The organism is Anaerocolumna sp. AGMB13020 (assembly GCF_033100115.1).
Lineage (GTDB): Bacteria > Bacillota > Clostridia > Lachnospirales > Lachnospiraceae > Anaerocolumna.
Map to the genome: position 1 here is coordinate 2,575,455 of NZ_CP136910.1, position 26,623 is coordinate 2,602,077.

The 26,623-nt window shown below is 39.0% G+C and carries 19 protein-coding genes; 1 reads left to right on the forward strand and 18 read right to left on the reverse strand.

The window, feature by feature from the left end; translation table 11 throughout:
• Position 1: 1 nt before the first annotated feature.
• The 11 genes from R2R35_RS10335 to R2R35_RS10385 form a co-directional block, all read right to left on the reverse strand.
• Complete coding sequence (locus tag R2R35_RS10335; protein WP_317734439.1) at positions 2–1,198, reverse strand: polysaccharide pyruvyl transferase family protein; 1,197 nt, start codon at positions 1,196–1,198, stop codon at positions 2–4.
• Entirely contained in the window at positions 1,179–2,537 is a 1,359-nt protein-coding gene (locus R2R35_RS10340) for an O-antigen ligase family protein (protein ID WP_317734440.1), read from the reverse strand. Before R2R35_RS10340 ends, R2R35_RS10335 begins: the two co-directional genes overlap by 20 nt.
• A 14-nt stretch (positions 2,538–2,551) precedes the next feature.
• Complete coding sequence (locus R2R35_RS10345; RefSeq protein WP_317734441.1) at positions 2,552–3,694, reverse strand: glycosyltransferase WbsX family protein; 1,143 nt, start codon at positions 3,692–3,694, stop codon at positions 2,552–2,554.
• Between the two features lie 29 nt (positions 3,695–3,723).
• Positions 3,724–4,689 carry a glycosyltransferase family 2 protein gene (locus R2R35_RS10350; RefSeq protein ID WP_317734442.1) on the reverse strand — a complete coding sequence of 322 codons (966 nt, stop codon included), beginning with the start codon at positions 4,687–4,689 and terminating at the stop codon, positions 3,724–3,726.
• A 197-nt stretch (positions 4,690–4,886) separates the two neighbouring features.
• Positions 4,887–6,041, reverse strand: a complete 1,155-nt coding sequence (gene cps2T, locus R2R35_RS10355) for a beta 1-4 rhamnosyltransferase Cps2T (RefSeq protein WP_317734443.1) — start codon at positions 6,039–6,041, stop codon at positions 4,887–4,889.
• A 654-nt stretch (positions 6,042–6,695) separates the two neighbouring features.
• Positions 6,696–7,316 (reverse strand): formate/nitrite transporter family protein, encoded by a 621-nt coding sequence (locus tag R2R35_RS10360; protein WP_317734444.1) that lies wholly within the window; start codon positions 7,314–7,316, stop codon positions 6,696–6,698.
• A 343-nt stretch (positions 7,317–7,659) separates the two neighbouring features.
• Positions 7,660–8,946 carry an aspartate kinase gene (locus R2R35_RS10365; RefSeq protein WP_317734445.1) on the reverse strand — a complete coding sequence of 429 codons (1,287 nt, stop codon included), beginning with the start codon at positions 8,944–8,946 and terminating at the stop codon, positions 7,660–7,662.
• A 32-nt stretch (positions 8,947–8,978) separates the two neighbouring features.
• Positions 8,979–10,184, reverse strand: coding sequence for a cofactor-independent phosphoglycerate mutase (locus tag R2R35_RS10370; protein ID WP_317734446.1), 1,206 nt, complete (start codon positions 10,182–10,184; stop codon positions 8,979–8,981).
• Between the two features lie 54 nt (positions 10,185–10,238).
• Positions 10,239–11,456 carry a homoserine dehydrogenase gene (locus tag R2R35_RS10375; protein ID WP_317734447.1) on the reverse strand — a complete coding sequence of 406 codons (1,218 nt, stop codon included), beginning with the start codon at positions 11,454–11,456 and terminating at the stop codon, positions 10,239–10,241.
• Between the two features lie 86 nt (positions 11,457–11,542).
• Positions 11,543–11,983 (reverse strand): ACT domain-containing protein, encoded by a 441-nt coding sequence (locus tag R2R35_RS10380; RefSeq protein WP_033164504.1) that lies wholly within the window; start codon positions 11,981–11,983, stop codon positions 11,543–11,545.
• Between the two features lie 481 nt (positions 11,984–12,464).
• Entirely contained in the window at positions 12,465–14,210 is a 1,746-nt protein-coding gene (locus tag R2R35_RS10385) for a methyl-accepting chemotaxis protein (protein WP_317734448.1), read from the reverse strand.
• A gap of 294 nt (positions 14,211–14,504) precedes the next feature.
• On the opposite strand from R2R35_RS10385, the gene R2R35_RS10390 reads away from it, so the two are divergent.
• Positions 14,505–15,287, forward strand: coding sequence for a MerR family transcriptional regulator (locus R2R35_RS10390; protein ID WP_317734449.1), 783 nt, complete (start codon positions 14,505–14,507; stop codon positions 15,285–15,287).
• Here the strand turns inward: R2R35_RS10390 and R2R35_RS10395 are convergent.
• From R2R35_RS10395 to trxB, 7 genes are all read right to left on the reverse strand, one after another.
• Entirely contained in the window at positions 15,277–17,295 is a 2,019-nt protein-coding gene (locus R2R35_RS10395) for an FAD-dependent oxidoreductase (RefSeq protein WP_317734450.1), read from the reverse strand. The genes R2R35_RS10390 and R2R35_RS10395 overlap by 11 nt on opposite strands.
• A gap of 589 nt (positions 17,296–17,884) precedes the next feature.
• A complete protein-coding gene (locus R2R35_RS10400; RefSeq protein ID WP_317734451.1) occupies positions 17,885–18,361 on the reverse strand; it encodes a chemotaxis protein CheW in 477 nt (158 codons plus the stop codon).
• Positions 18,362–18,406: 45 nt separating this feature from the next.
• A protein-coding gene (gene prfB, locus R2R35_RS10405) for a peptide chain release factor 2 (protein ID WP_317734452.1) occupies positions 18,407–19,526 on the reverse strand; the annotation gives its coding sequence in 2 pieces (ribosomal slippage) (positions 18,407–19,450 and positions 19,452–19,526; 1,119 coding nt in all).
• Positions 19,527–19,794: 268 nt separating this feature from the next.
• Entirely contained in the window at positions 19,795–22,365 is a 2,571-nt protein-coding gene (gene secA / locus R2R35_RS10410; RefSeq protein ID WP_317734453.1) for a preprotein translocase subunit SecA, read from the reverse strand.
• Between the two features lie 250 nt (positions 22,366–22,615).
• Positions 22,616–23,143, reverse strand: a complete 528-nt coding sequence (gene hpf, locus R2R35_RS10415) for a ribosome hibernation-promoting factor, HPF/YfiA family (protein WP_317734454.1) — start codon at positions 23,141–23,143, stop codon at positions 22,616–22,618.
• 990 nt (positions 23,144–24,133) lie between these two features.
• Positions 24,134–25,420 (reverse strand): C40 family peptidase, encoded by a 1,287-nt coding sequence (locus R2R35_RS10420; protein ID WP_317734455.1) that lies wholly within the window; start codon positions 25,418–25,420, stop codon positions 24,134–24,136.
• 238 nt (positions 25,421–25,658) lie between these two features.
• Complete coding sequence (gene trxB / locus R2R35_RS10425; RefSeq protein ID WP_317734457.1) at positions 25,659–26,582, reverse strand: thioredoxin-disulfide reductase; 924 nt, start codon at positions 26,580–26,582, stop codon at positions 25,659–25,661.
• Positions 26,583–26,623: the final 41 nt, after the last annotated feature.

The following is a 26,623-nucleotide window of genomic DNA, read 5'->3' on the forward strand; positions in this document are numbered from 1 at the left end:
CCTATGTAATGATCTCCTGAACCATCCTTGCCAGATTATCTGCATAAGCCTCAGTCCTCTTCCTGGCTTCTTTCAGAGGATCTGTCATTTCCTGTTGAATAGATCTATAATGCTCAACCAGGTATAAGAATTTTTGGTATGCCTCCTCGGTGCTCAACTTCTTGCAATCAATATTAACCTTATACCCTATGCTTCCGAAAACACCTTCAAATTTTCTGCTATAAGAAATCGGGATAGTTGCTACTCCGCTTGAAAATGCTCCAATCGTTGCATGCATTCTGGCTCCGGCAAAAACATCCATATGGCAGATATAGTTCTTTGCTTCAATAACATTAAGAAATTTAGGTGCTAATGTTACCGTCGGATATCTTTCAGAAAGTTTCCTGCATACGATAAAGTCATCCTCATAAGCTCCATCCTCTATAACATGAGCAATCAAATGTACTTGATAGCTATCATCCGATGCATATTTTTCAATAACCTTCGTCATGAACTTTTTGTAGTCCAATGCCAGACCAAATTGATTATCCCCCGTATATCCACCATTCCACAGAAGTCCTGATATATTTATTCCTACATTTATTTTTCCGGGAGCAGCGCAAGGAAGCAATTGAGAGTCAAACGGAAGACTCATGGCAACATCACTTGCCAGATGAAGCTTTGCCCCAGGTGCAATTTTATTAACATATTCATAGGAAAGCTTGTCTCTTACAGAAACCGACTCAGAACGATTGATTGCCGCAACCGCAAATTTCTCATTTCGCTTTTTTTTAAAAGGACCGATTGTCTGAGGTGCTAAAAGCAACCTACTTCTTTTCGCAGTTACAAGCTTGCATATGGTTCCTCTGATAAATCTGGTGTCGCCATAAATATCTGAAAAGCTATCCCCTCCCGTTGCATCTATTACAAAATCGCATTTTTTTACTTCCTTAAAAAAGTTGATAAACACTTTAGGATGCCTGATACTGATAGGACGAACAGTAACGATATCTAATTCTTTTTTGCAGACTTTTCGAAACAGCTTAACGACTTTATCTGCGCTTTCCGGTGTAAATACAGTAAAACGTGCTTTTATACCTATTTTTTTGCAAATGTTATCCAACAGAAGAACATGGCATATTCCTAATGCATTAACACCAAAATTCAAATCAAAAAAGTCCATATCATATAATCCAACATTAATTATTTTCTTTCCCATTTAACTTCTCCCTATATCTTGCTTCCCTTAACTTTGAATAATAGCCAAACAGTAAACACATCAGAACATTGAACATTCTTACGTTATCTGATGATCTTACAAAGAATAAAGTTATAGCATAACCAAATAGCAAAACAGTCATAACCCCTGAAAAAGTCAAGGATTTCTCTCCGATACTCTCTTTTCTCACAAAATGCCTTCGCATTCTATAGACCTTTGATACGTATAATAAACTACCAATGATACAGAAACAAAAGCTTATTAGTCCAAGCAAGCCATGAATATAATAGTTGTAAAGGTATTCATTTTCAATGGAACTCTTTGTCCAAGAATAAGAAGTTCCCCATATGGCATTGGTTGCATTAACAGAATACGAAAACTCTTGGGAGGTTCCCATCCCAAGGAGTTCATGTCCTTTTATTGCATCAGAAACCCAGTTGAAAAGATCGATTCTATTACCCATTCCACTTTCATTCAAACCAAAAGAAGCGGTATATAATGAAGAATAGCGGTCATCAAAAACGGCAATGCACATATACCAGATATTTTTTATTTTTTCAAAAGCCTGAAAATTGAAGATTGATAATAACGCTAAAAGCAAAGCACCGGCCAGGACTCCGCTCAAAGCCTTCTTACTGAACTTAACCAGTCCTGTCATCGATAATATTATTACCTGCTCTAATACAAACACTATTAAAGTAGAGCGGGACATCGTTAATACAGCATTTATAATTACCAGAAGATAAACTGTCTTATATAGTCGTTCTTTATGGCTTCCCTGTACCGCCTTCGTCATTTGATATAACAGAATACCGGCAATAAAGCATAAATATCCACAATAAACAATTGGATGTGAAAACGAGGTCTCAATTCGATAGAACCCCAATCGTATTTCTGTATAAAAATAAGCATTATCCAATCCAGATATTCGATGGAAAATATTGAACCTGGTAACTTCTTCAAACAATCCCGTTATGCATAGAAAACCGCCGGCATATATTAAAGCATCCATCGCTTGGTCAAAAACCCTTTGCCGGTTTATCTCAGAGCATAAAATTATGCAAACGACTAACTGTGCGGTAAAGTATGCAAATGCTTTCAGTATGGTGGTATCGTAAAAGGCCTGCGCCGAATAAATAATCATATATAACCAAAAACCAATATTTGTACTTTTTGATGGTATATTTATTTTTCTTGAATAAAAAAACCACCAGAGTACAAATAGAAAGGATATAATATTTACTAAGTTTAGTGGTCCTATGGAAATATACCATGGGACAATAGGATATAAGAAGAGAAATCCCATTAATATTGTCTTAGAGTTAACCTTAATTCTCATTATAAATCTCCTAATTATAATCTCTTGGGAAATTCTCCGTTCTCTTCTAGTGCAGCTTTAATTGCCTCAAGATAACCATACCGGTACCTTTCATCTGGCTCCAAATAGCTGCATTCTGCCCATTCATTCCAGGCGGTAATGAAAAGCATGTCTGTGTTGTATACCTCTTTAGCCCGCTTTACCTGTTTTGTAAAATACTTTTTAAATTTTTCCGGAGTTGCTCCATCGTAAATTTTGGCTTCATTGCCTCGCCTTGGAGAATTATCGAACCCAACAAACGCACCGGGCACATTTTTATTTGATGATGGTTTTCTTTTCAAAATTGCTTCCCAGGCCTTCTCATAACGAAGCAGTTTATTTTTATGAAAAAAATTCTCGCCATAATGTAAAAGATCGATTCCAAAGTTTCTTCCCAGCCAGTTGGATACTCTTCTTCTAATTGCTTTCAAATATTTATGCTGATCTGCGAACATATCTCTATATGCATATAAGGGTTCAAACTCTATATTCAAATCAAACCGGCTATCATCCTTTTCTTTTATTAAATCAAAATCAATGTTCTGATATGCAAAACACAAGCCCTCTTTGAAGCCCCTGTCTTTCGCTGAATTATTCCAGTAATCCAACATAGGATTCAGACAGCCTATAATTTCAGGCCGATAAATTACAACCAGAGGTTTATCTCCAACTTTTATATATCGTTCATCTTTTAGGAATGGTAATAAATAATCAAAATGTTCCTTCCATTCTTTTTCCCCACCATAATTCTGTGGAATCAACACCTTTTTGGCATCTCCAACCCATGCCTTCGTCCAGGGTTCATTTGCCCAGCAGATGCAAAATGGAAGGTTTATTTCTTTATTTAATAGCATCTGCTCCATGGGTTTCTCAAGTAATAAATGCCCGCTAAACCAATAATGATAATAGCAGAATCCATATACACCATATTCTTGCGCCAGCTCAACCTGCCATTTTTTAACTTCATCCTCAAGAAGATTGTAATAATTATTATTTAAGGGAACTCTGGGTTGATAATGTCCTTCATGTAATGGTTCTGATTTCTTAACATTAACCCACTCCGTAAAACCGTCCCCCCACCATTTGTCATTCTCCGGAATGTTGTGAAATTGCGGTAAATAAAACGCTATCACTTTCATCTAAATGAATCTCCTTTACATCACATGATTTATTTCCATCTGTCTATACGTACATAAACTTTTTTCATTAGTGATTTATTAACGGCATACAGCAATAACGATAACTTTAACTTGCTTCTGCAATGGGAATTCTTCAGAACTTCCTGAAATCCTTTCTGTATGATATCTTCACATTTTTCTTTTACCTTGTCATAGGACTTATCATTGGGAGCATTTAGGTAAACTCTTAATGCACCTACAACCTGATATGCCTTAGCCGCTTTATAAACATCCTTCGAATACTTTTTAGAGAACTCCACTTGTCCTTTACAAATATCAAGGATATCACAATCTCTTTTACTAAAATGATTCGTTGTAATACTATTTTCTCGATGCAGATACCCATACAATTTCGCATTAAAATATACAATAGACTTTGTTTTTGAAAAGACCTGGTACATAATTGCAACGTCTTCAAACAGTAAACCAATAGGAAATTCTATAGCAGCAAATAACTCCCTTTTGAATAATTTCCCCCAGGCAGAAAAGAGAAATGAAGTTTGGTACATCATTTCAGCCATAGCATCTTCCGCAGTGTATACTACCACTTTCGTCTCCTTACGATAAATTACCGGTTTACCCGAATAACAATGTACGGGATCGCAGATAGAGATATCTGCCTGATTCAGAGTCATTTTTTCGTACAGCTGCTCCAGCATACTTTCAGATATGACATCGTCACTATCCACAAATGTAATATAGTTCCCTTTTGCAGCCTTAAGTCCGGCATTCCTTGCATCTGACAAGCCACCATTCTCTTTATGAATAACAATGATACGTTCATCTTTTTCAGTCCACTCGTTGCATAATAAACCGCTCGAATCCCTGGAGCCATCATTTATCAATATAATTTCAAGATTGCTATATGTCTGATTACAAATAGAACTTACACATGCATCTAAATATTTTTCAACATTGTAAACCGGTACAATTACTGAAATTAAAGGTTTTTCCATTTCGCTCACCCGTACTTCTACTTTCAAATTAGAAAATAAAACCTATCCGTTCAAAAATATTTCAAATCAGAAAACAAGTCCTTTCAATCCAAAAATATTTCAAATCAGAAAACAAGTCCTGTCAGTTCAAAAATATTTCAAATCAGAAAGCAAGTCCTTTCAGTCCAAAAATATTTCAAATCAGAAAACAAGTCCTGTCAGTTCAAAAATATTCGTTCGTACATATTAGCAATAAGCTCCCAATTATACAAATCGGCCACTCTTTTTTTCGCTTTTGCTCCCAGCTTTTCAATCTGACCCCTTGGCAGGTTATCTGCTTTATCAATTAAATGAGCTAATGAAAAGTCTTTTTTGTCCCAATATAAAGCACTGTCTTCTCCGCACTCTTTGTTAAAGCCCACATTTAAAAGCAAATTCAAGTCCGTGCTGCTCAAAGCCTCCAAAAGGCTTGGATTTGTACCACCGACTTCATGCCCGTGTAAATAACCATAAGCATTCTCTCGAATTTTCATAAGAAGCTCTTGGTCATATACTGTACCAACAAATTTTATTCGGGGGTCTTTATCAAGACTTGTCTTACTCTTCAGCTTTTCAAGAAACCTGCTGCTTATGTTTGTAACAAGAATAAAGTCTCTTTTGGATTTACTCCTCATAAACTCACGAATCATTGTTTCATAGTTGTTTTCAGGCACAAATCTGCCTACAACTAAGTAGTACGATTTAGGAGATATCTGTTTCTCCTTATACCATTCAAGCAAGCGCACATCATCATCTGAAAGTATACTCCTTCGATTTTCTGCACCGTAAGCAATATATGCAGTCGAAGGCTTATATTGTTGATAACTCTCCTTGATATATTTCTCAATGTTCTTACTATCACAAATAATAAAATCAGAGTGTTTCACCATTAACTGCTCTGAAACCTTCCAATATTTACGAACCGGTCGACTCCATTTGGCTCGCAGCCACTCATGACCATCGGGATTTATATAGATTTTTCCACCTAATTTATGTATCTCTCTTTGAAAATAACCTGTAAATGGACCTATACGGCAGGCCAGGATATAGATTATTGGATTTTTAATCTGATTTGCCTTTATATAGGCACAGCAATTTATTAAAGCTGACAAATCATAATAAATAGCCTGTACCGGCCCTATTCTAGGAACCTTTATTTGAAAGCATCTGGCATTATGATACTCAAATTCCCCTTTTTCAAAACTTTTACAGGCAACATGATATTTTAGATTCAGCTTATACTGGTGATATTCCGTCAATTTATCCACGAAGGTTTCATATCCTCCATATGCTCCAGGGATTCCCTTAGAACCAACGATAAAAACATTTTGCATGCCTATTCTCCTAAGATTTGAATAATAAATGCTTTCATTTAACGCCTTAAGTTCGCCTTCTTCTATGTCACGCTTTATTTTGTCAAGCCTGTCCATTGTAAGAGGGTTTGCATTCCCTCAGGCTTCTCTCTCATTTGAAGACATAAACTTAGAAATCTATAAATTCATCATAACTTTCGGTAAAAAATAAGGATATAGCAGTATAATGCAACACTTGCATTCACTACATATATCCAGTTTGATTCTGCCTCTTTCATTACAATCAGCTGCTTCTTCTGATGGTGTTTCTTCGATATTCCTTACGCTTACGTATGTTATAAGCTTTCATGCTCTTTTTCATTCTCATACTGCTGATACTTCTTAAAAAACCTCTTACACATAATCAGGCTATTATTCGTATGAGTATTAACATAAGTAACAGCGGAATTTCATACCTGCTGTTCGAAGCATAATCCACTATTTACCACTGGTATATGGTAAAATCATTATACTTTCAATTTACAAATATTGTCAATAGAATATTAACAATTGGTATTAACTTCTCCATTCCTGCTATCAATATCCATTTATTTCCTGTTTATATATACACAAATAACAATAGCCTGCCAAAAAATTGGCAGGCTAAATAGTGATGTCATTCAAAGACATGTCTTTTTAATGATGTTCCTCACCGCTTGTAACCTTTGTAACTAGCGGAAGTATACAACCGCCGACCAGATTACCAAGAGCTATCACATTTATATATAACAATGCCTTACCTCCCCAAACATTTGCAAAGGAAAAGTAAAACATATCCGCAATACTATGTTCATAACCAGATAGAATAAATACCATAATCGGCAGTATTAATGCCAGGTACTTTCCAACTCCGTCTTTTATATTTAGAAAGCCCAGCACAGCTATGCACATGAGTAATCCGCACATGATTGCCATAATAAAGGTACTGAACAAGCTGTCCGCAAGTTTCCCAGCGACTACTTCGCTTGCATGCTCTAAGTACTGTGACTGTTTTGTTGCTCTTAATATGTATCCGGTTCCTACTGTACCTACTGCATTACCAAGGTAAACGATAAGTACCGTACCAAGAAACTTTATGGGTTTGTTAAGGATCATACAAACCTTACCGGTGTAGAGATCCAATCCGAAGGTGTAAATAGTAAATAAACCCAAGGAGAATAAAAATGCTCCTACCACATGATTTTCCGCCCTTAAATATATCATTCCGCCAACACTGATTGCAATACCAGCCATGACTGCGCGTATAAAGGTTTTCATTTCTGCCTCTTTCCTGTATAAACATTCTAAATTTATTCTGCCTGACCAAGCCCTGTAAAATACCGTCTATCAGGTAGACACAATATTATAGCACAACTCTGTTGTAAAAAATATACCTAATAATGAATAAAATTTATTCATAAAAACCTCAAGTCAATGTTAGTATGACGAATAATTAATAACCGGTTATTCAGGCTATAGAAATCTTTTGGAGCCATGTTCACAAACGCAGAAGCAGTGGTATGGCGACGCGCCAGGATTTTGGAATTGTGCTATAGAATTCAGACCAGTTAATAACCAGTTATTAATATTCGTGGTATTCCTTAGGGGCAGCTTATTAAAGCTATTTCATCCGTTTCTCAATAAGCCTCTCATGGACAGCTCTTACTGCCTTCAGCGTATCCTTTTCATCTACCAGTACTGTTATTCGAAGTTCAGAGGCATAGATCATGTGAGTATCTATACTGGCTTCATGCAATGCTTCAAACATATTAACGGCTATTGCAGTGTTTGACATCATTCCTGCACCTACTGCCGATACTTTGGCTATATTATCTTCTGCGATGATTTCAATGGGTGAGAAACTTTCTTTGCTGTAGCGGTTAAGAACTTCAACCGTTTCACTTAAGCGGTCTCTTGGTACGGTAAAACTGATATCCGTTGTTTTGTCACGGCTGGGAGACATCAGAACAGAATCGGCACCAATGTGCTGTTCTGATAATCTCTGAAAGATATGATATATTTCCTTCGTGGTCTCCTTAATGCCTGTCAGCTGAATCCGTGCTGTATTCTTATCTGCGGTCACCCCACTAACAAGCATCTCCTCCATGGTGGTACCCTCCAGGCTCTGGGCTGCCCTGATAGCCCCATCCTCCAACTGAAATAAAGCGGACTTCTTTCCAGTATTGTCACACACTCTGGTACCTTCCAGATTTTCAAAGCTGGATTTTACCACCAGCTCAACTCCAAACCGTTTAGCCATCTCCACAGAACGGTTATGGAGAACACCAGCACCAAGTGATGCAAGTTCTAACATCTCTTCATAAGATATTTCTTTTAATTTAACTGCAGAAGGAACCATTCTGGGATCGGCAGTGTATACACCATCCACATCTGTATAAATTTCGCATACATCCGCTTTTAGTACCGCTGCCAGAGCAACTGCCGTGGTATCAGATCCGCCGCGTCCCAAGGTGGTATAGTCTCCTGCCTCATTGATTCCCTGAAAGCCGGCAACGATTACAACCTTTCTATCAGAAAGAGCTTCCTCCATTCTGGCAGTGTCAATTCGTTGAATTCTGGCATTTCCATAGACTTTGGAGGTATAGATTCCTGCCTGAAAGGCATGAAAAGAAATGGCCGGAACTCCCATTGATTCGAGAGCCATGGCCATTAATGCTACTGATATCTGTTCTCCTGTGGTGAGCAGCATATCGATTTCTCTTTTTGGTGCATTGGGATTTATCTCTTCTGCTTGTGTTAAAAGTACGTCGGTCTGTTTCCCCATTGCGGAGAGTACTACCACTACGTCATTGCCTTTCTTGTATTCTTCGGCACATATTCCGGCCACATGCAGCATCCGTTCCTTATCGGCTACCGATGTCCCTCCGAACTTTTTAACAATAAGCATAATATGCCTCCTTATATATTCACAAAAGGCTGTTATTGCTCCTGAAATAATTTTTTAATTGTCTCATATCCATTTTCCACCTTATTACCGGTGGCAAAAGCATCTTCTTCGGTATATTCCCAGGAGCTTTCAAGCTTTTTGGTACTGTCATAGAGCATATAGGGAACAGGGTTTCCGGTATGCGTGCGTAAACGGATCGGTGTTGGATGGTCAGGCATAATTAGCATTCTGTAATCTATTCCTAATTGCTCCAGCTGTTCTTTTACAATCCCTATTACCCTCTTATCTAAATACTCTATCGCTTTTATTTTATTCACAGTACTGCCTTGATGACCCATCTCATCGGGTGCTTCTACATGAATATATACAAAATCCTGATTATTTTCTGTTAGCTCCTTCACAGCAGCCATTGCTTTTCCTTCATAATTGGTATGAAGAGTGCCATCGGCTCCTTCCACCTCTACTACTTTCATTTCAGCGCCTACTGCAATGCCCTTTAATAAATCTACCGCTGATATCATGGACCCTTTTTTCCCAAATTTCTTCTCAAAGGAGTCTAATCTTGGTCTGGTACCAGCTCCCCAAAACCAGATAGAGTTGGCTTTGTGTAAACCCTGCTTTGCTCTTGCAACATTTAAGGGATGATTATTTAAGATATCAAAGCTTTTTTTCATCATTTCCTTTAAAGCTTCTTCTTTGGGCAGGTAATCTCCTATGACCTTACCCAGAATGTCATGGGGAGGGGTTAAATCTACCACCTCACCTTTATCCCAGATGGTAAGATGCCTGTAACTGGTTCCCACATAATATTTGTAGATGTCTGTTTCCAGTGCCTCTTTCACTGCTGCTAACAAAACAGCTGCATCCTCCGTGGAAATTTCACTGGAACTATGGTCAACTATAGTTCTGGCTTCATAAGCAACAGCTTCTTCGGAAACTGTGACTATATTGCAGCGAAGAGCCACATCTGTCAGATTCATATCAACACCAATACTTAATGCTTCCAGGGGTGATCGTCCTGTGTAATATTCTCTTGGATTATAACCAAGAACGGAAAGATTGGCAGTATCGCTGCCGGGACTCATTCCCTGAGGAACTGTCTGTGATACTCCAATCTCTGATATTTTAGCCAATTCATCCATTACAGGGGTATGAGCATAAGCAAGGGGTGTCTTACCACCAAGTTCCTGCAACGGCTCATCAGCCATTCCATCTCCAAGCACTATTATATATTTCATATAAGCTCCCGTCTGTGTGCTTTTGCACACCATTCAATCAGGCTGTCATTGTCCTTAAAACATTACTCTGATACGGTTTGCCGGTTTACCCAGCTTTTCTGCCTTTTGTTCATAAGCAGCTTCACTTAAAGGCGGTGTAAGAAAAGCATATTCCTTCTCCCTGTCAGCAAGCTTGATCTCTTCTACTGCTCCGAACTCTTTTTCTATTTTTGCCTTGGTCTCTTCGTCAATATCAGTTACCCTTACAAAGAAACGGTGCTCTACATTTTTCACATCGGTTAACCGGAGTTTCTTACTGCCCCAAAAGGTCATGATATTTGTTCCTATATGTTTAGCGGCATCTACCACATCAGCCACGACTGCACTTGCAGTGGGAAGTTTACCCGCACCGCTTCCGTAAAACATTACATCTCCTATTACATTACCTCTTACGAATATTCCGTTGAACACCCCATTTACACTGAACAGAGGATGGGTAGGCTTTATAAGCATAGGTGCAACCATCGCATAGACCTGATCTTCCACTTTCCTGCTGGTAGCCAGGAGCTTGATACTGGCACCCATTTTATTTGCGTATAATACGTCGATGTCAGAAATCTGTGAAATACCTTCCGTATAGATATCCTCAAAATCCACCTGCATACCAAAAGCCAGAGAGGATAATATAGCAATCTTACGGCAGGCATCATAACCTTCCACATCTGCCTGGGGATTACGTTCCGCATAACCCATATCCTGAGCTTCCTTTAAGGCTGTCTTAAAATCCGCATTCTCCGTACTCATTTTGGATAGTATATAATTGGTAGTACCGTTTAAGATGCCTGTTATTTCTTCGATTTCATCTGCGGTGAGGGACTGATTTAAAGGTCTTATAATGGGAATACCGCCGCCGACACTTGCCTCGAAGAGGAAGTTCACCTTCTGCTCTTTCGACAGTGCCAAAAGCTCTGCACCATGTTTAGCCACCAGTTCTTTATTAGAGGTACATACGCTCTTACCCTTAAGTATGGCATTTTTTACAAAAGTATACGCCGGTTCCACGCCGCCCATCACTTCCACTATTATCTTAACATCAGGATCATTTAAAATAACATTGTAGTCATGTACAATCAGCTTCTCAATCGGTTCACCCTTGAAATCTTTTAAATCCAATATATATTTGACATTAATATCATGCCCGGAGCGCTTGCTGATGCTCTCTCCGTTCAGATTCAATACCTCAAGCACACCGGATCCAACTGTGCCGTAACCCAAAACTGCTATATTTACCATGTATAACTCCTTTCTGTCATTCCTTCACTTTAATCCGTCAGAATCTATATCGTATGCAATTACTATCTGCCCTTCATGCCTCGTCTTTATTCTCTGGCCAAAATCTTTGTATAATGTATTCCTTCCAAAGCCTCTATGGCTTCAAATATTACAGTTGTATCTTCAAATTGCCCGGGAATCTCAATACTTAAGGTTAATGAGGCTATCCCATTAACGGGAATACTCTGGTGTATTGTAAGTATATTCACACCGTTTTTTGATACGCAGTTTAGTACACTGGACAAAATGCCCGGCTTATCATCAATCTGCAGCATAAATGTAATCGTTTTTCCTCTTGCATTTTCATGAAAGGGAAAGATATCATCTTTATATTTATAAAAGGAACTTCTGCTGATACCAACAATATCCGCGGCTTCCTGCACTGTAAAAACTTTCTCTGAATCAAGAAGCCTTTTTGCTTCTACTACCTTCAGAAGAACCTCCGGAACTGCCTTTTTTTTAACGATGAAGTATTTTCCTTCATCCATATGGATGCTCCCCCTGTGCTGAATTTATTTTTTACTTTCCACGTATTTAGAAAGTATTTTAAAAGACTGTTAACTTTAATGTCTCTTTAAGGAAATGTATCTGCTTTACAACCTGTATTTATAGCAAATACAACTGTCTTTCACAGAAAGATATTCTACCATGTTTCGGTGCTGTTTGCAACAGCTTTTGAATAAATAATCATTCTTAAGACAAAATATGCGTTTTCTGCTGATTCAAGCCTACTTTTTTAATCAATTTGCATAAGACGCCGTTGAACAGAGGAAAAAGGTCGATGCCAAAAGAGGGAGGAGACAGAAAAAGCCCTCTGACTTTTCTGTCCCACACCACTAAGAGGATTATTCTTGCGTATACAGTAAGCGTACAAATAAGTACACCCTTTGCAAGCATAAACGCAATTTAATCGGTGCGGAGGAAAGCCGAAGGCTTCTTCTGCTAATGAAATATGCTGAGTTTATGATATTAAATCTTCTGGAATTTTACGACTGCATTGCTTAAATTGTCAACTGAACGGGTACTTTCTGTTAATGTTGATTGGAATACATCAATGTCTCTGGATAACTCCGTACTGTTCTCTGCCACCGTCTGAACATTATTGGAACTATCAGTGATAATTTGGGACACGCCTTCTATGGAATTCACAATATTTATCATGCTGGTTTCCAACTGGTTTGCTGTATTTTGGAATTCCTTCATAATCCGGTCTATGGATTTGGCATCCTGGTTATATTCTTCCCCTGTTTTGACCATTTGGGTATAATCTCTCATAACATCTGATTCAACAAATTCCAGCATACGGTCTGAGTCTGCCGCCAGCTCTCTTACGGCTTCTATAACATACCCGCTGATCTTCTGAATCTGATTGGCCGTTTCACTTGACCGGGTAGCCAGGTGACCGATTTCTCCGGCAACTACGGCAAACCCTTTCCCATGTTCTCCTGCCCTGGCAGCTTCAATGGAGGCATTCAGAGCTAGGAGGTTTGTCTGAGAGGTTATATCCAGAATGGTATTGGTAAGCAGGTTTATCTGCTGTACTTCTCTGGATCTTTCAATGGCAGTCTTTACTTTTTTCCCGATTTCCTCCAGTACATTTCTGGTGGTTTCCCTTGCTTCTTTGGAAGTAACCTGAAGCTTCTCCGCTCTTATACTGATCTCATCCGCAAGCTCTACACCTTCCCCGGCTTTTCCGGTCATATCTTTTAGCAAGCCATTGACATCCGCAGCCGTAACATTGACCTCTTCAATATTAGCGGCGGTTTCCTCCATACCGGCAGACATCTCCTCCATTGCCGCTGAATTATCCGCCGCACTGTCGATTACCTTTTTGATACCGTTTTCAAAGACCGTAAAGTTCGTATTAAGGCTGCCAGATACCACCTGTATATTCCCGATTATCTCCTGTAAAACTGCCAAGAATCCATTTATTCCTTGTGCCAGCTCTCCAATTTCATCTCCGGTGTTTATTTGTATCCGGCTGGTAAGATCTCCTCTGCCTTCTTCTATTCCCCTGGTTATTGCTTCCAGCTCCTTTTTGGTTCGAAGAACAGGCTTAACCACTCCTCTTTGCATAAACAGCCAGATCAGCAAAATTATGACCAGCGTAACGGCAAAACAGGCTGCTGCTGTATATAACGCTGCCGTTTCGTTTATATCCAGCCTTTCCTTTAGCACCAATGTCTGGGCTTTATTATAATCATTGATTCCCCGGAGCTTCTCATATATATTTATGGTTATCGGTTCCATCTCCGATAGGAACATGGCATATGCTTCCTGCCCCTGCCCCCCATCGGTTAGCTTAATTCCCTCTGCCAGTTTACCATAATATGCATCGTATTCTTCCAACATACTGTCTATAGCAGCTTCCTGTTCCGTGCTCTTCATACCTTCCTGCATTTGCACAATCGCTTCCCTGGCCTTACTCTGGCACGAGTCGATTATGGTACGGTACTGCTCTCTTGTCTCCGCACTGCCAGTCAGATAATACTTGGCTGCCAAACCGTCCATGGACAGTATAAACGTATAGGCATCATTAAAGTATATCATATTCTCTACATTTTCATCAGCAATGGATTCTGCTGTTTCCTGTGCTTCTTTTAAGTAGAGCAGATTAAACGTCTGGGACAATATTGTAATAACTAACATCATTACAATGGAGGCCAGCAATTTTTGAGATATTTTTAGATTCTTCAATATACGGTTTCTGTTCAAGATTTTTTCCCCCTGTATCTTGTTTTTCCAAATGATTTTATTGGAAAATTCGGTTATCTATTGTACTCATCCCCATCTGAATTTTTCCTGGTACTAAATTTCTGCGCTTCTTTTATTTTACATTTACTGATTAAAATACATTACTATATAACAACGGTGTTTCCGCACCTTGACATATCTTGTCTCATTTTGTATATTGGATTAATATAAAGGGTGTATCAGAAAATAAAGTGTATTTATTCACTATCAATGAAGCAGCTTCGCAGCAGTCCTGCGAAATGCACGAGGTAATTTATGAGATATAAAATTAATGACGTCAAACGTATTTTAAATATTAAAGAAGAAACCCTGCGTTACTTTGACAAGAAAAATATAATAAAAACCACACGGGATCAAAAGAATAATTACCGGTATTTTAAAGCAGAAGATATTAATAAGATATTTGCTTACAAAATGTACCGTTCCCTCTTATTTTCTTTAAATGATTCCAATGAACTGGTATCCGGCAAGCCTCTTCCTCTCCTGGAGAGAAAACTGAACGAGCAGATAGCGTTTATTGAGAAAGAACAGAAATATCTTAATCAGGTCAAACATCATATTTCAATTTTGTCTGAAAAGCTGAAAAAGTGGAACTCTTTCACAGGTGGCTTTGAAATAGCCGAATCCGAGGAATGTTATTATCATCCGAATCAAACGGATACCTGTTTTATACAGGAGGCAGATGTATTTGAGAATACTTACCAGTGCCTTGATTATCTTCCTTCTATCTGGCCTTGTTTTTATTATAACTATTCTGCATCTTCTCCAGAATTCAGCTTTGGGTATGGTCTGCATACAAACCATACCCCGCCTATTAACGGCCTGATGCATCTGCCTTCCGTTAAATGTCTTTATACTATGATTTTTCTGGAAGATAACCTGCTGCTCTCTATTCCTGATATATTAGAACAAGCAGATACCTATTGTTGTCAAAATAATCACAAACTCAAGGGTACCCTCTATGGCAGTATTCTTCATGAGATGGAGGAAAACGGGCTTAATTATCGCCTATTCGAGCTCTATCTGCCTATTGATTGAGCAAATCAATTGATTTACCCAGGGCATTTCCGGTTGCGGCTGCACCGGCAAGTCTTCCGGAGTTATAAGCCCAGCCCTGTGCGGCGCCTTCAATGGTATGAGCATAATGATCAGAATAAAGACCTCCGGTGTCCGCTCCTGCTGCATAAAGATTGGGAATGGAGGTATAGCCGTTTTCCGGATCATTTTTTACCACTTCAAATCCGGAATTGATGCGGATTCCACCCACTGTACAAAGATTATTAACACTTACTTTAAATGCATAGTAGGGACCTTCGCTCATCTGGTACATATGTTTTCCGTCTTTACCGTAAAGGGTATCCACACCTGCCTTGGCATCCTTATTATAACGCTCCATGGTTTTTGTCAGGTTTGCAGGATTCATACCGAGTTTCCCCGCTAGTTCTTCAATTGTATCGGCTTTTACCACATATCCGCCGTCTACCATCTTGCCTACTATCTCAGTCAGTTTACTCCATCCATAGTCCATAGGAGTAATTTCTGGCATAGGACCCATGGCTATCTTGTCTCTCATACCCGCTGCTCTGGCTCCCTTTTCCTCCAGTGTTTTTAGCAGCTTCTCATTGTACAGAAAATAAGCATGATCTCCCTGAGAGATGACAGAATTACTGGACAGTGCTCTGTCATATACGATATCTTCATTAGCAAAACGTACTCCCTGTGCATTCACCCAGGGAATTATGGGAACATATGCTACGGAGCTTGTGGCCTGGTACAATTCCATAAACTCATAATCGCCCTCAATATTTCCATTTCCCTCTACTTTAAAGGTATGAGCAACCATAGCAGAAAGACCTCTGGCAGCAGCACCTGCATCCATCGCCATATTAATACCGTCGCCTACATTGGAGTTATAACCAGCGGCATTTACACTGACACCATTTAATGCTTCCTTCACCATTTCACTGTTTCCTACGAAACCACCGGATGCTATTATTACTGATTTGGCGGTTATACGTAATACGGATCCGTCTTTCGCTGCAGCAGTTACACCTGTAACTTTTCCAGCCTCTACAATCAGGCTTTTCGCAGGGGTTTCGTAATAGACTTCTGCTTTATTATCCTCAACGATCTTTTGAAGCATTGCTCCAAGCTGTTCTGAGGTTTTGGTATAATCATCATATTTATGATATCCGTTGGTGCCTTCCTCATGGCTTTGCTGTACGGCCGTTTCCGTTTTATGAAATACCACACCATGGTCTTCCAGCCAATCAGCAGTTGTTAAAGATAAATCCAGGAATTGCTTCACTAAAGTTGCATCTGCCAGCCAGTCCATCTCCTCCATCCACTTTTGAAAGATGAAATTGGTATCTATGGGTTCATCCCCTAATGCTCTTGCCTTTCTGCTGTCAGCGGCAAAAAAACCTCCGCCATTTGCAGTTGTTCCTCCGGCTATAGCTGTTTTCTCAAGTACAATTACCTTTGCTCCATTTTCCGCAGAGGTTACTGCTGCGGCTACTCCTGCACCACCAGCACCGATTACCACTACATCTGCTGCCAATTCTACGGTTTTACCTTCATTCTCCTTCACAACATCAGACTTAAGAGCCTCCATATTGCCTCCGGCTTGGCTGAGCGCCGCTTCTACTGCTTCCAGAAAAGCATCGGAAGTTACGGTAGCTCCACTTACGCCATCCACACCAAGGGATTGGTTATTTACAACCTCACCAGTAAGGCTCTCAATTGCTTTGTCTCCAAGTCCTTCTGTTTCGGATGATTCTACAGTCTTTATGCTTTCAATACTGTTTTCAGTAACAGTAACTTCAACTTTGATAACTCCATTTTTTCCTTTCGCTTCACCGGTATAAGTACCAGCTTTAAAGCTTAAGGACTCGGTATTTACTGCTCCCTTTCCTTCCTCTTCCTTACTTGCTTCTTCTGTCGCTTTGGGCTCTGTTTTCTTTTCTTCCTGGCTCTTTTTATCCTGGCAGCCTGTCAGCGAAAATACCAGAATAAGAGAAAGCAGTACTGCTAAAACTTTTTTCATTATAATGACTCCTCCTTTTCTTTATGAGGACAGTCTATACCCTGTAGCAACTATAGAGTCAAGAAGTTTGTGCATTTTTTAACAATATGCTTATACTTCCCATTTTCTTTATACTTCTCTTTTTATACTTCTCTTTTTATACTTCTACTTCTCCATCTCCATACTTTTCTTGTTCTTCATTTGTCTTCTTGTAATTCATTACGACAACAGCCATAGTTCTAGTTGAATTAAACATGCAAAAATATTTTTTACGATTTCAGAAAAAATGCACAAAACAGAAAGAACGAATGCGCCTATGGAAAGGGATTAGAAGCCCTTTTCTCTGAATATTTTGTGCTATAATCTAAAACAGATTGTTTGAGCGTTAGCGAGTTATCTGTTTTAGATTATGTCCAGCACAAAATATTCAGAGAATTAGGGCTTTTTATCCCTTGAAATGAAGCATGAGTCTTTCTGTTTTGTGTATTTTTCCGTCCGTTTGCCATCCCAAAAAAGAGCTGAAGGATTTATGATAATCCCTCAACTCTTCTTAAAATATAGAACACCTTATATAGGAACACCTTTACCAGGCTGTCCTTTTATACCCATTTTACTGTTCTTCTAATATACTCTCAATCTTCTCCTGCTCCTTTGAGGATAATATTCCATCATGATTCAAAAGAATAATCATCCTTCCAGCAATATTAGCTACATTTTGAATGTAGGTGGTATTAATACCTCTAACAATAGACGGAGTCTCACTGATGTTCTCAGGGGCTATTTCTATGATTTCTTTCACACTATCCACTTCGAAAGCCATGAGAATTCCATTTGATTTTGTAATTATCAATCTTGTATCTTCACTGACCGCTTTATCGGACAAGCCGAATTTTCTTCTCAGCGAAAAGACAGGGATAACATCTCCCCTTAAATTCATGATGCCTAGGATAAAACCTGGAGCATTGGGAACTGGTATTAAATCGGTAGATTTCTCAATTGTTTTAACTACCATAATATCCAAACCGAATTCTTCATTATCCAGCGTAAAAACAACCTGTTTTGTCTGTAAGGCCTGCTTAAAGTTCATATAAGGTACCCCCTTTTCATCTGTATACGGACGATAGACTTGATGTTATTCGTTCGTCTGACCTATACTGTTCCATTTTAAATACGCATTTATGAAAGGATCCAGATTGCCATCCAAAACTGTGGCGGCATTTCCGATTTCCATATTGGTACGATGATCTTTTACCAGGGTGTAAGGTTGCATAACATAGGATCTTATCTGGCTTCCCCATCCGATTTCTTTCATCTCACCACGAATTCCGGATTCCTTCTCTAAGTTTTCCTGCTGCTTCAGAATATAAAGCTTTGCCTTTAACATCTGCATAGCTTTGTCTTTATTCTGGAATTGTGATCTTTCATTCTGACACTGTACTACGATACCCGTCGGTAAATGTGTAATACGTATAGCGGAAGAGGTTTTATTAACATGCTGTCCTCCCGCACCACTGGAGCGGTAGGTATCAATTCTTAAATCCCCTTCATCGATTTCAATTCCAGTATCTTCCTCGATATCCGGCATGACATCACAGGAAACAAAGGAAGTCTGTCGCTTTCCTGCAGCATTAAAGGGTGATATTCGCACAAGCCTGTGCACTCCTCTTTCCGATTTCAGATGACCATAGGCATTAAGTCCGTTTATCTGAAGTGTAACAGATTTAATCCCTGCTTCTTCACCGTCCAGATAGTCTAGAACCTGGGTAGTGTAACCCTTCTTATCTGCCCATTTCTGGTACATTCGAAATAGCATACTGGCCCAATCACAACTCTCTGTTCCTCCCGCACCTGCGTGGAGAGTCAGAATTGCATTGTACTTATCATATTCTCCAGAAAGCAGAGTATTAAGCCTCATCTCGTCCAAATCATCTGTAAATTTGGTAAGTGCCTCTTGTATTTCACCTACTAAAGAAGCGTCATCTTCTTCATAAGCCATCTCTAACAGGGTCTCGATATCTTCAAATTCTCTTTTCAGACTATTGTACTCTTCTACAACATCCTTAAGATTCTTAAGTTCTTTTACATATCCCTGGGCTTTATCAGCAGAGTCCCAAAAACCAGACTCCTCCATGATATGCTCAATCATATCTATTCTCTCCAGCTTGTTAGCCAGGTCAAAGTGAATCCCCCACTTCAATCAATGGCTGTCTGTAAGTGTTCAGCGTATATTTGATCTGATCTAATTCAACCATTGTATCACCTCTTTCTTATTTAGATTCTTTTATTATCCAAGTGTATCATCAACCTATATCGTCATAAGCTCCATTTAAGCCATCCTGTCAAAGTACGTTTAGCATATTATATGCTATTCAATACTTTGGCAGGTCTGTAAACTTATTTGATTAATTCAATTATGCAAAGCAAACTCAGTATGCTTCTGTTTGGTTCCTCATAAACAGCAGTACTCATCTGGCTCAGGCAAAGCATCGTCCGCTTTCCGTTAATTTACGCAAAGTAATACTAACTTCTTCCGCAGCAGAACTTATATTTCTTACCACTACCACAAGGGCAGGGATCGTTTGGCTGAACTTTCTTTGTGGCACGTCTTACAGGCCCCTGTGCAACAGATTCATCTTTGTTGGTACCGGTAACCTTAGCAACCTGCTCTCTTTCAACATTCTGCTCAATTCTGACATGCATAAGTGCCTTCACGGTATCTTCTCTGATTGCATTGGTCATTTCATCAAACATCTCAAAGCCCATGAATTTAAACTCTACCAGAGGGTCTCTCTGTCCATAAGCCTGAAGGCCAATACCCTGACGCAGCTGATCCATATCATCGATATGATCCATCCATTTACGATCGATTACTCTTAATAAAATAACACGCTCAACTTCACGAAGCTGTTCTTTTTCAGGGAACTCAGCCTCTTTATCCTCGTATAATTTTACTGCGTCCTCCTTCAGTTTCTGAATTAAGGATGCTTTCTTCAAGCGATCAAGCTCCTGGGCATCAAATACGATAGGCTCCAAAGGAATTATAGGAAGAAGCATGTTATTAAGTTCTTCTAAATCCCAGTTTTCCGGCAACTGATCATCACTGATGCAGGTATTTACACAGTCTTCGACTGTATCAGTTATCATCTTAAAGATCGTGTCTCTCATGCTCTCGCCGTCAAGTACCTTTCTTCTTTCTTTATAGATGATTTCTCTCTGCTCGTTATTAACCTGATCATATTCCAACAGATTCTTACGAATACCGTAGTTGTTATTTTCTATCTTAGTCTGTGCTCTTTCAATGGCAGAGCTTAACATTTTATGCTCAATCTGTTCTCCATCCGGAAGTCCCAGGGAGTTAAACATTGTCATGAGACGTTCGGAACCGAAGAGTCTCATCAAATCATCTTCCAGGGAAATATAGAAGCGGGACTCACCAGGATCACCCTGACGTCCTGCACGTCCTCTTAACTGGTTATCAATACGCCTGGATTCATGACGTTCCGTACCAATTATCTTAAGTCCGCCTACTTCTACGACACCTTCTCCAAGCTTGATATCGGTACCACGGCCGGCCATATTGGTTGCAATGGTTACAACACCTGCCTGTCCAGCATCGGCAACGATTTCTGCTTCCAACTCATGGAACTTCGCATTGAGGACTTTGTGAGGTATATTCTTTTTCTTAAGCATATCGCTTAATTCTTCAGATGCTTCGATGGTTATCGTACCAACAAGTACAGGCTGACCTTTCTTGTGAGCTTCTACAATTTCATCGACTACAGCATTCAGTTTCTCTCTTTTCGTCTTATAAACTGCATCCTGTCTGTCAACACGGGCAACAGCTACATTGGTAGGAACCTCAATAACGTCCATTCCATAAATATTACGGAACTCCTTCTCTTCTGTAAGAGCAGTACCGGTCATACCACATTTCTTATTGTATTTATTGAAAAAGTTCTGGAAAGTAATAGTGGCAAGTGTTTTGCTCTCTCTCTTTACCTTAACTTTTTCCTTGGCCTCAATAGCCTGATGAAGTCCATCAGAATATCTTCTTCCGGGCATAATACGCCCTGTGAATTCGTCTACAATAAGTACTTCATCATCTTTTACCACATAATCTTTGTCCCTTGCCATAAGGTTATGGGCTCTAAGAGCAAGGATAATGTTGTGCTGAATCTCAAGATTTTCAGGATCTGCAAGGTTCTCAATCTTAAAGAAGTTCTCAACCTTTTCAACACCTTCTGCCGTGAGATTCACTAACTTGTCTTTTTCATTAACAATAAAGTCGCCTTCTTCTTCCACATCCTCATTCATAAGGGCAGCCATCTTTGTAAGTTCACCGCTGACTTTACCTTTTGTAAGCTGTCTGGCAAGAATATCACAGGCTTCATATAATTTTGTAGATTTGCCGCTCTGTCCGGAAATGATAAGAGGAGTTCTGGCTTCATCGATTAAAACGGAGTCAACTTCATCGATTACTGCAAAGTTAAGTCCTCTTTGTACCAGCTGTTCCTTATAGATAACCATGTTATCTCTCAGGTAATCAAAACCTAATTCGTTGTTGGTCGCATATGTGATATCACAGGCATATGCTTCTCTTCTCTGGTCATTGTCCATGCTGTTTAAGATAACGCCAACTTTTAAGCCCAGATACTCATGTATCTGGCCCATCCACTCGGAGTCACGCTTTGCAAGGTAATCATTTACGGTTACGATATGAACACCTTTACCTTCAAGAGCATTTAAGTAAACAGGAAGCGTAGAGGTAAGTGTCTTTCCTTCACCGGTCTTCTGCTCTGAAATTCTTCCCTGATGCAGAATAACACCACCATAGAGCTGTACACGGAAATGTCTTAACCCAAGGGTTCTTACAGCCGCTTCCCTCACTACTGCATAGGCTTCAGGAAGGATATCATCCAGTGTTTCACCGTTCTTCAGTCTGTTTTTAAACTCTGCGGTCTTGTTTTTTAGTTCCGCATCGGACAATACCTTTATAGAGGGTTCCAATGCTTCAATCTTGTCAACTATGGGCGTAATAAGCTTTATTTCCCTTTGACTGTGTGTACCAAATATTTTCGTTACGAGACTCATACTATTCACTCCTGTATTTATTTCAATGGATACTAAGTCAATTCCGGTAAAAATAATTTTTTCATAAAATACATTGTATCATTTCCCCAGTTAGTAATCAACCTTTTTGTAAGAAAAGACGATAACAGGCAAAAAAAGGGGCTGTAAAAACAGCCCCCCTGTAATCATTTTTAATTTGCTTCATTCAGAATCCAACACCATGAGAATAATTATTAACCAGCCTAATGGTTCGTTATTTCTATTCCACGTATTAGAATTCAGGTTCAATTAAACCATAAGTATTACCTTTACGTTTATACACAACATTTACTTCATCTGTTTCAGCATTCCTGTATACAAAGAAATTATGTCCTAAGAGTTCCATCTGTACACAAGCTTCTTCGGGATCCATGGGTTTAATGGCGAACCTCTTTGTACGGAATATCTTAATATTGTTCTCTTCTTCATAGGAATCATCAATAAATTCCTGATTAAGATTAATGGTTGCCTGCTTTTGTTCGATTAATTTATTCTTATATTTTCTTAACTGACGTTCAATAATCTCTTCGACCAGGTCAATGGATACATACATATCAGTGCTTGTCTGCTCTGCTCTTACCATACTACCCTTCATTGGGATAGTGACCTCAATTTTCTGCCTTTCTTTTTCCACACTCATCGTTACATGGATTTCAGTATCAGGAGTGAAATATCTTTCTAGTTTACCGATTTTCTCATATACAGCTGTCTTAAGACCCTCTGTCACTTCGATGTTTTTGCCACTTATAATGTAACGCATTCGAATCAACTCCTTTTAACTTATTTAATGCTTAAGCTTAATATTACTTAGGCTTAACATTATTATAACACACCCCAGAATTTGTGACAAGTTATTTCCCTTTAAGAATTCTTCCTACTTGGTAACTTGTAGCTACTATATCTTAAATTGTTCGCGAATTCTCATTCATTGTACGTCATATGTGATAATTTTTTGACAGTTACAAATTATACCATTTTACAAAAGGTAATTTACATAATTTTTATATTATCATAACTTACAAAACAAATTTTCTACCTTGACATCCCCTCCAGATTCCACAATAGTGGTTAAAAATTGTGGATAATGTGGATAACTCCGTGTATAACTTTTTTTATGAGTAAAAATAGGCCTTTTTTATTGTGGATAACTTTTGGATAAACTCGGCCAACTTTTTTGCTTCCATTAATTAACTTAGTCTCCAAACTAGATTTTGTGCATTTTGTATATTTTAGCTTTTGTCAATAAAATTCACTCCAGATTTCTTTATTCCGCAAATAAGCTGATTTTGAACAATTATCAAAAAATTCTATTAAATGATTATTTTGAGGCTCTTTTTTAGAAAATTAAATGAATAACAAAGGTTTTGCCAGTCATAGCCTTGCCTCCCTGAAAGAAATAAGAACAGCAATGTTATTTTTCATTTCAATCCAGATGCACATGGAACTGTTGGTATCTGGCATGGGTATATTGGGAGGCAAAAAAGATCTGTATCTTCCTGCCCTTTGGTATTACATAACGCACCATTTCACTATACCCAGGTAGTAAATGGGTTCGGAAACAGCGTATAATTCCAATTTTTGTTCTGATTTTACAGACTCGAACGTTGTTTTACCGTCATTCATATGGCAATCTGTCTTAAGTGTTCCTAAAATTCATCCCACAGAGCTTTTTCTATAATAAGGCAATCTCCGAGTACATAAAAAGTACCGCAGATAGTGTAACCTATCTGCGGTACTTATATACTGTTTACTATTTTACGATTCGTTTTACCTTATAAGGAGAACGGTAATTGTAGCTGGATACTTTGATTCCTGTCCTAGCTGTGCTGGCATTAACAACCTTACCATTTCCAATGTACATGGCAACGTGATTAATTGAGCCACTGGAATTTGTATAAAAAATTAAATCTCCAGGCTGCACATTGTTGATGCTTACTTCATAACCTGCACTTGAGGCCTGATCTCTGGAGGTTCTTGGAATACTATAACCAAAATGGGCATACACAGATTGTACAAATCCGGAACAGTCTGCACCATTTGTTAAGCTTGTCCCACCCCAAACATAGGGATTTCCAACAAAGTTTAATGCATAATTTGCTATTGTACTTCCGCTTCCTGAACCGGATGCAGAATTATTTGAGGAGCTTGAGCTTGATGAGCTTGAAGAACCGGAATTGGAGGAGCTTGAATTCTTGGAACCATTGCTCTTGTTGGAATTGGCGGCTGCATTAGCTGCCGCTTGTCTCTGTCTCTCAGCTTCTTTATCTCTTGCTAATTGTTCAAGTCTTTCCGCTTCTGCCTTCTTCGCTGCCTCTTCTGCAGCAAGCTTGGCCATCTCTTCTTCTATTGAAATAGCATATTTGAATTTTACATCCAATTTAATAAAATCTTTTGATACGTAACCTGTCTCGCCTTCATCGATTTCAACTTTTACCCACTTGTCGTATTCTTTGGTTACATAATAAGATTCTCCGAGCGGTATCATAGTTGTTATGGCACTATCTTTCGTTGGCTTCTCTCTTACAAATAATGTTTCCGTATCAACAGTAGCATACTTATCTGCAAATTCATCTACCTGCTTCTCCGCTTCTTCACCGATTGCAAGAAATTCTGATTTGATATAACCTTTGACCTTACCGGATTTTATCTTTACCCATTCGCCTTTTGTTTCCAGGATATCTGTAGCACATCCTCTGTAGAGCTTACCGACAATTTCACTGTCCGTATTGGGTTCCTTTCGAATATTAACATAGTCATTGGCTATGGAAATTCCTAAGTTTTCGTAAGGTGATTTCACTTTTTCCACTTCACTGCTGCTTGGCTCGTCCTTTTGTTTTACCAATGTTTCAAGTAATTGTTCTGCTTCGCCTTTCTCCTCAGTGGCTGTAGCTACATAATAATTATCCAGAGCAGGCATAATACCTGCCAAACCAACATCTGATGCACTCTCCGCTGCCTGAACCTTCACTCCCATTCCTAACGAAAAGAGCAGCGCAGCTGTACACAAGGATGCTTTAACAGCAGTACTTCTAAGCATTTGATATGTAACCTCCTTACGGTTTTCTCGAATGTGACAAATAATTAAATAGAAATTAAATATATGTTATCGCGTATTATAATCATCATGAAATGTTACAAATTTATTAAATATCCTGTGATAATTATATCAAAGCATACTACTGCTGTCAACGCATAATTTAACATATTTTAAGCTTTATTTGTTCATATTCGTAAAACCGTCTCAAATGTTACAAATTGTCTATATATATTTATTTTTACAGACTATTAAGGTATTTTTCAACCCCGGTAACTGCATTTGCGCCATCGGAAGCTGCAGTTATTATCTGTCTTAACTCTTTTGTTCGAATATCTCCCGCTGCAAATACACCCGGAACATTTGTTATTCCAGATTCATCCGCTTTGATATATCCGCCGGGTGCCAGTTCAAGCACATCTTTATAAACCTCTGAGCTGGGATTATAACCTACTGCAATGAATATACCATCCACCGCCAATTCCTTCTTATCTCCGCTTTTTAGGTTCTTAACCTGTATTTTCTCAACGACTTCGCCGCCGTTAATTTCTTCTACTACACTATCCCAGATTACTTCCACATTCTCCATGGATAACAGTTTACTGATATAGGTCTTGGCTGCCCTGAATTCATCCCTTCTGTGTATAACATATACTTTCTTACATAACCTTGCCAAGAAGATTGCATCCTCCACTGCTACATCTCCGCCGCCGACTACGGCTGTAACTTTATTTCGGAAAAAAGCTCCGTCGCAGGTAGCACAATAAGATACTCCCATGCCCGCAAGTCTTTCCTCACCTTCTACCATCAGTTTTCTGGGATTAGCACCTGTTGCAATTATGGCTGTTTTTGAGCGTATAACAGTTCCATCATCCAAGGTTATGACTTTAATATCCTCTTCTAACTGGAAGTCCTTCACTTCACCGGTTACAAAAGGCAGATTCATCTTATCACAATGCTCCCTGAATCTGGTTGCCAGCTCAAAACCGCTGATTCCAGGTATGCCAGGATAATTGTCAACTTCATAAGTGTTAATTATCTGCCCTCCGCTTATTGGTGCCTTCTCTACTACAACTGTATCCAGTTCTGCTCTTCCAGCATAAAGTGCCGCAGTTAATCCTGCCGGGCCTGATCCGATAACAGCCAACTCATATATCTTACCCATGATAAATCCTCCATTCATTGAACTTATAATACCCTGATGTA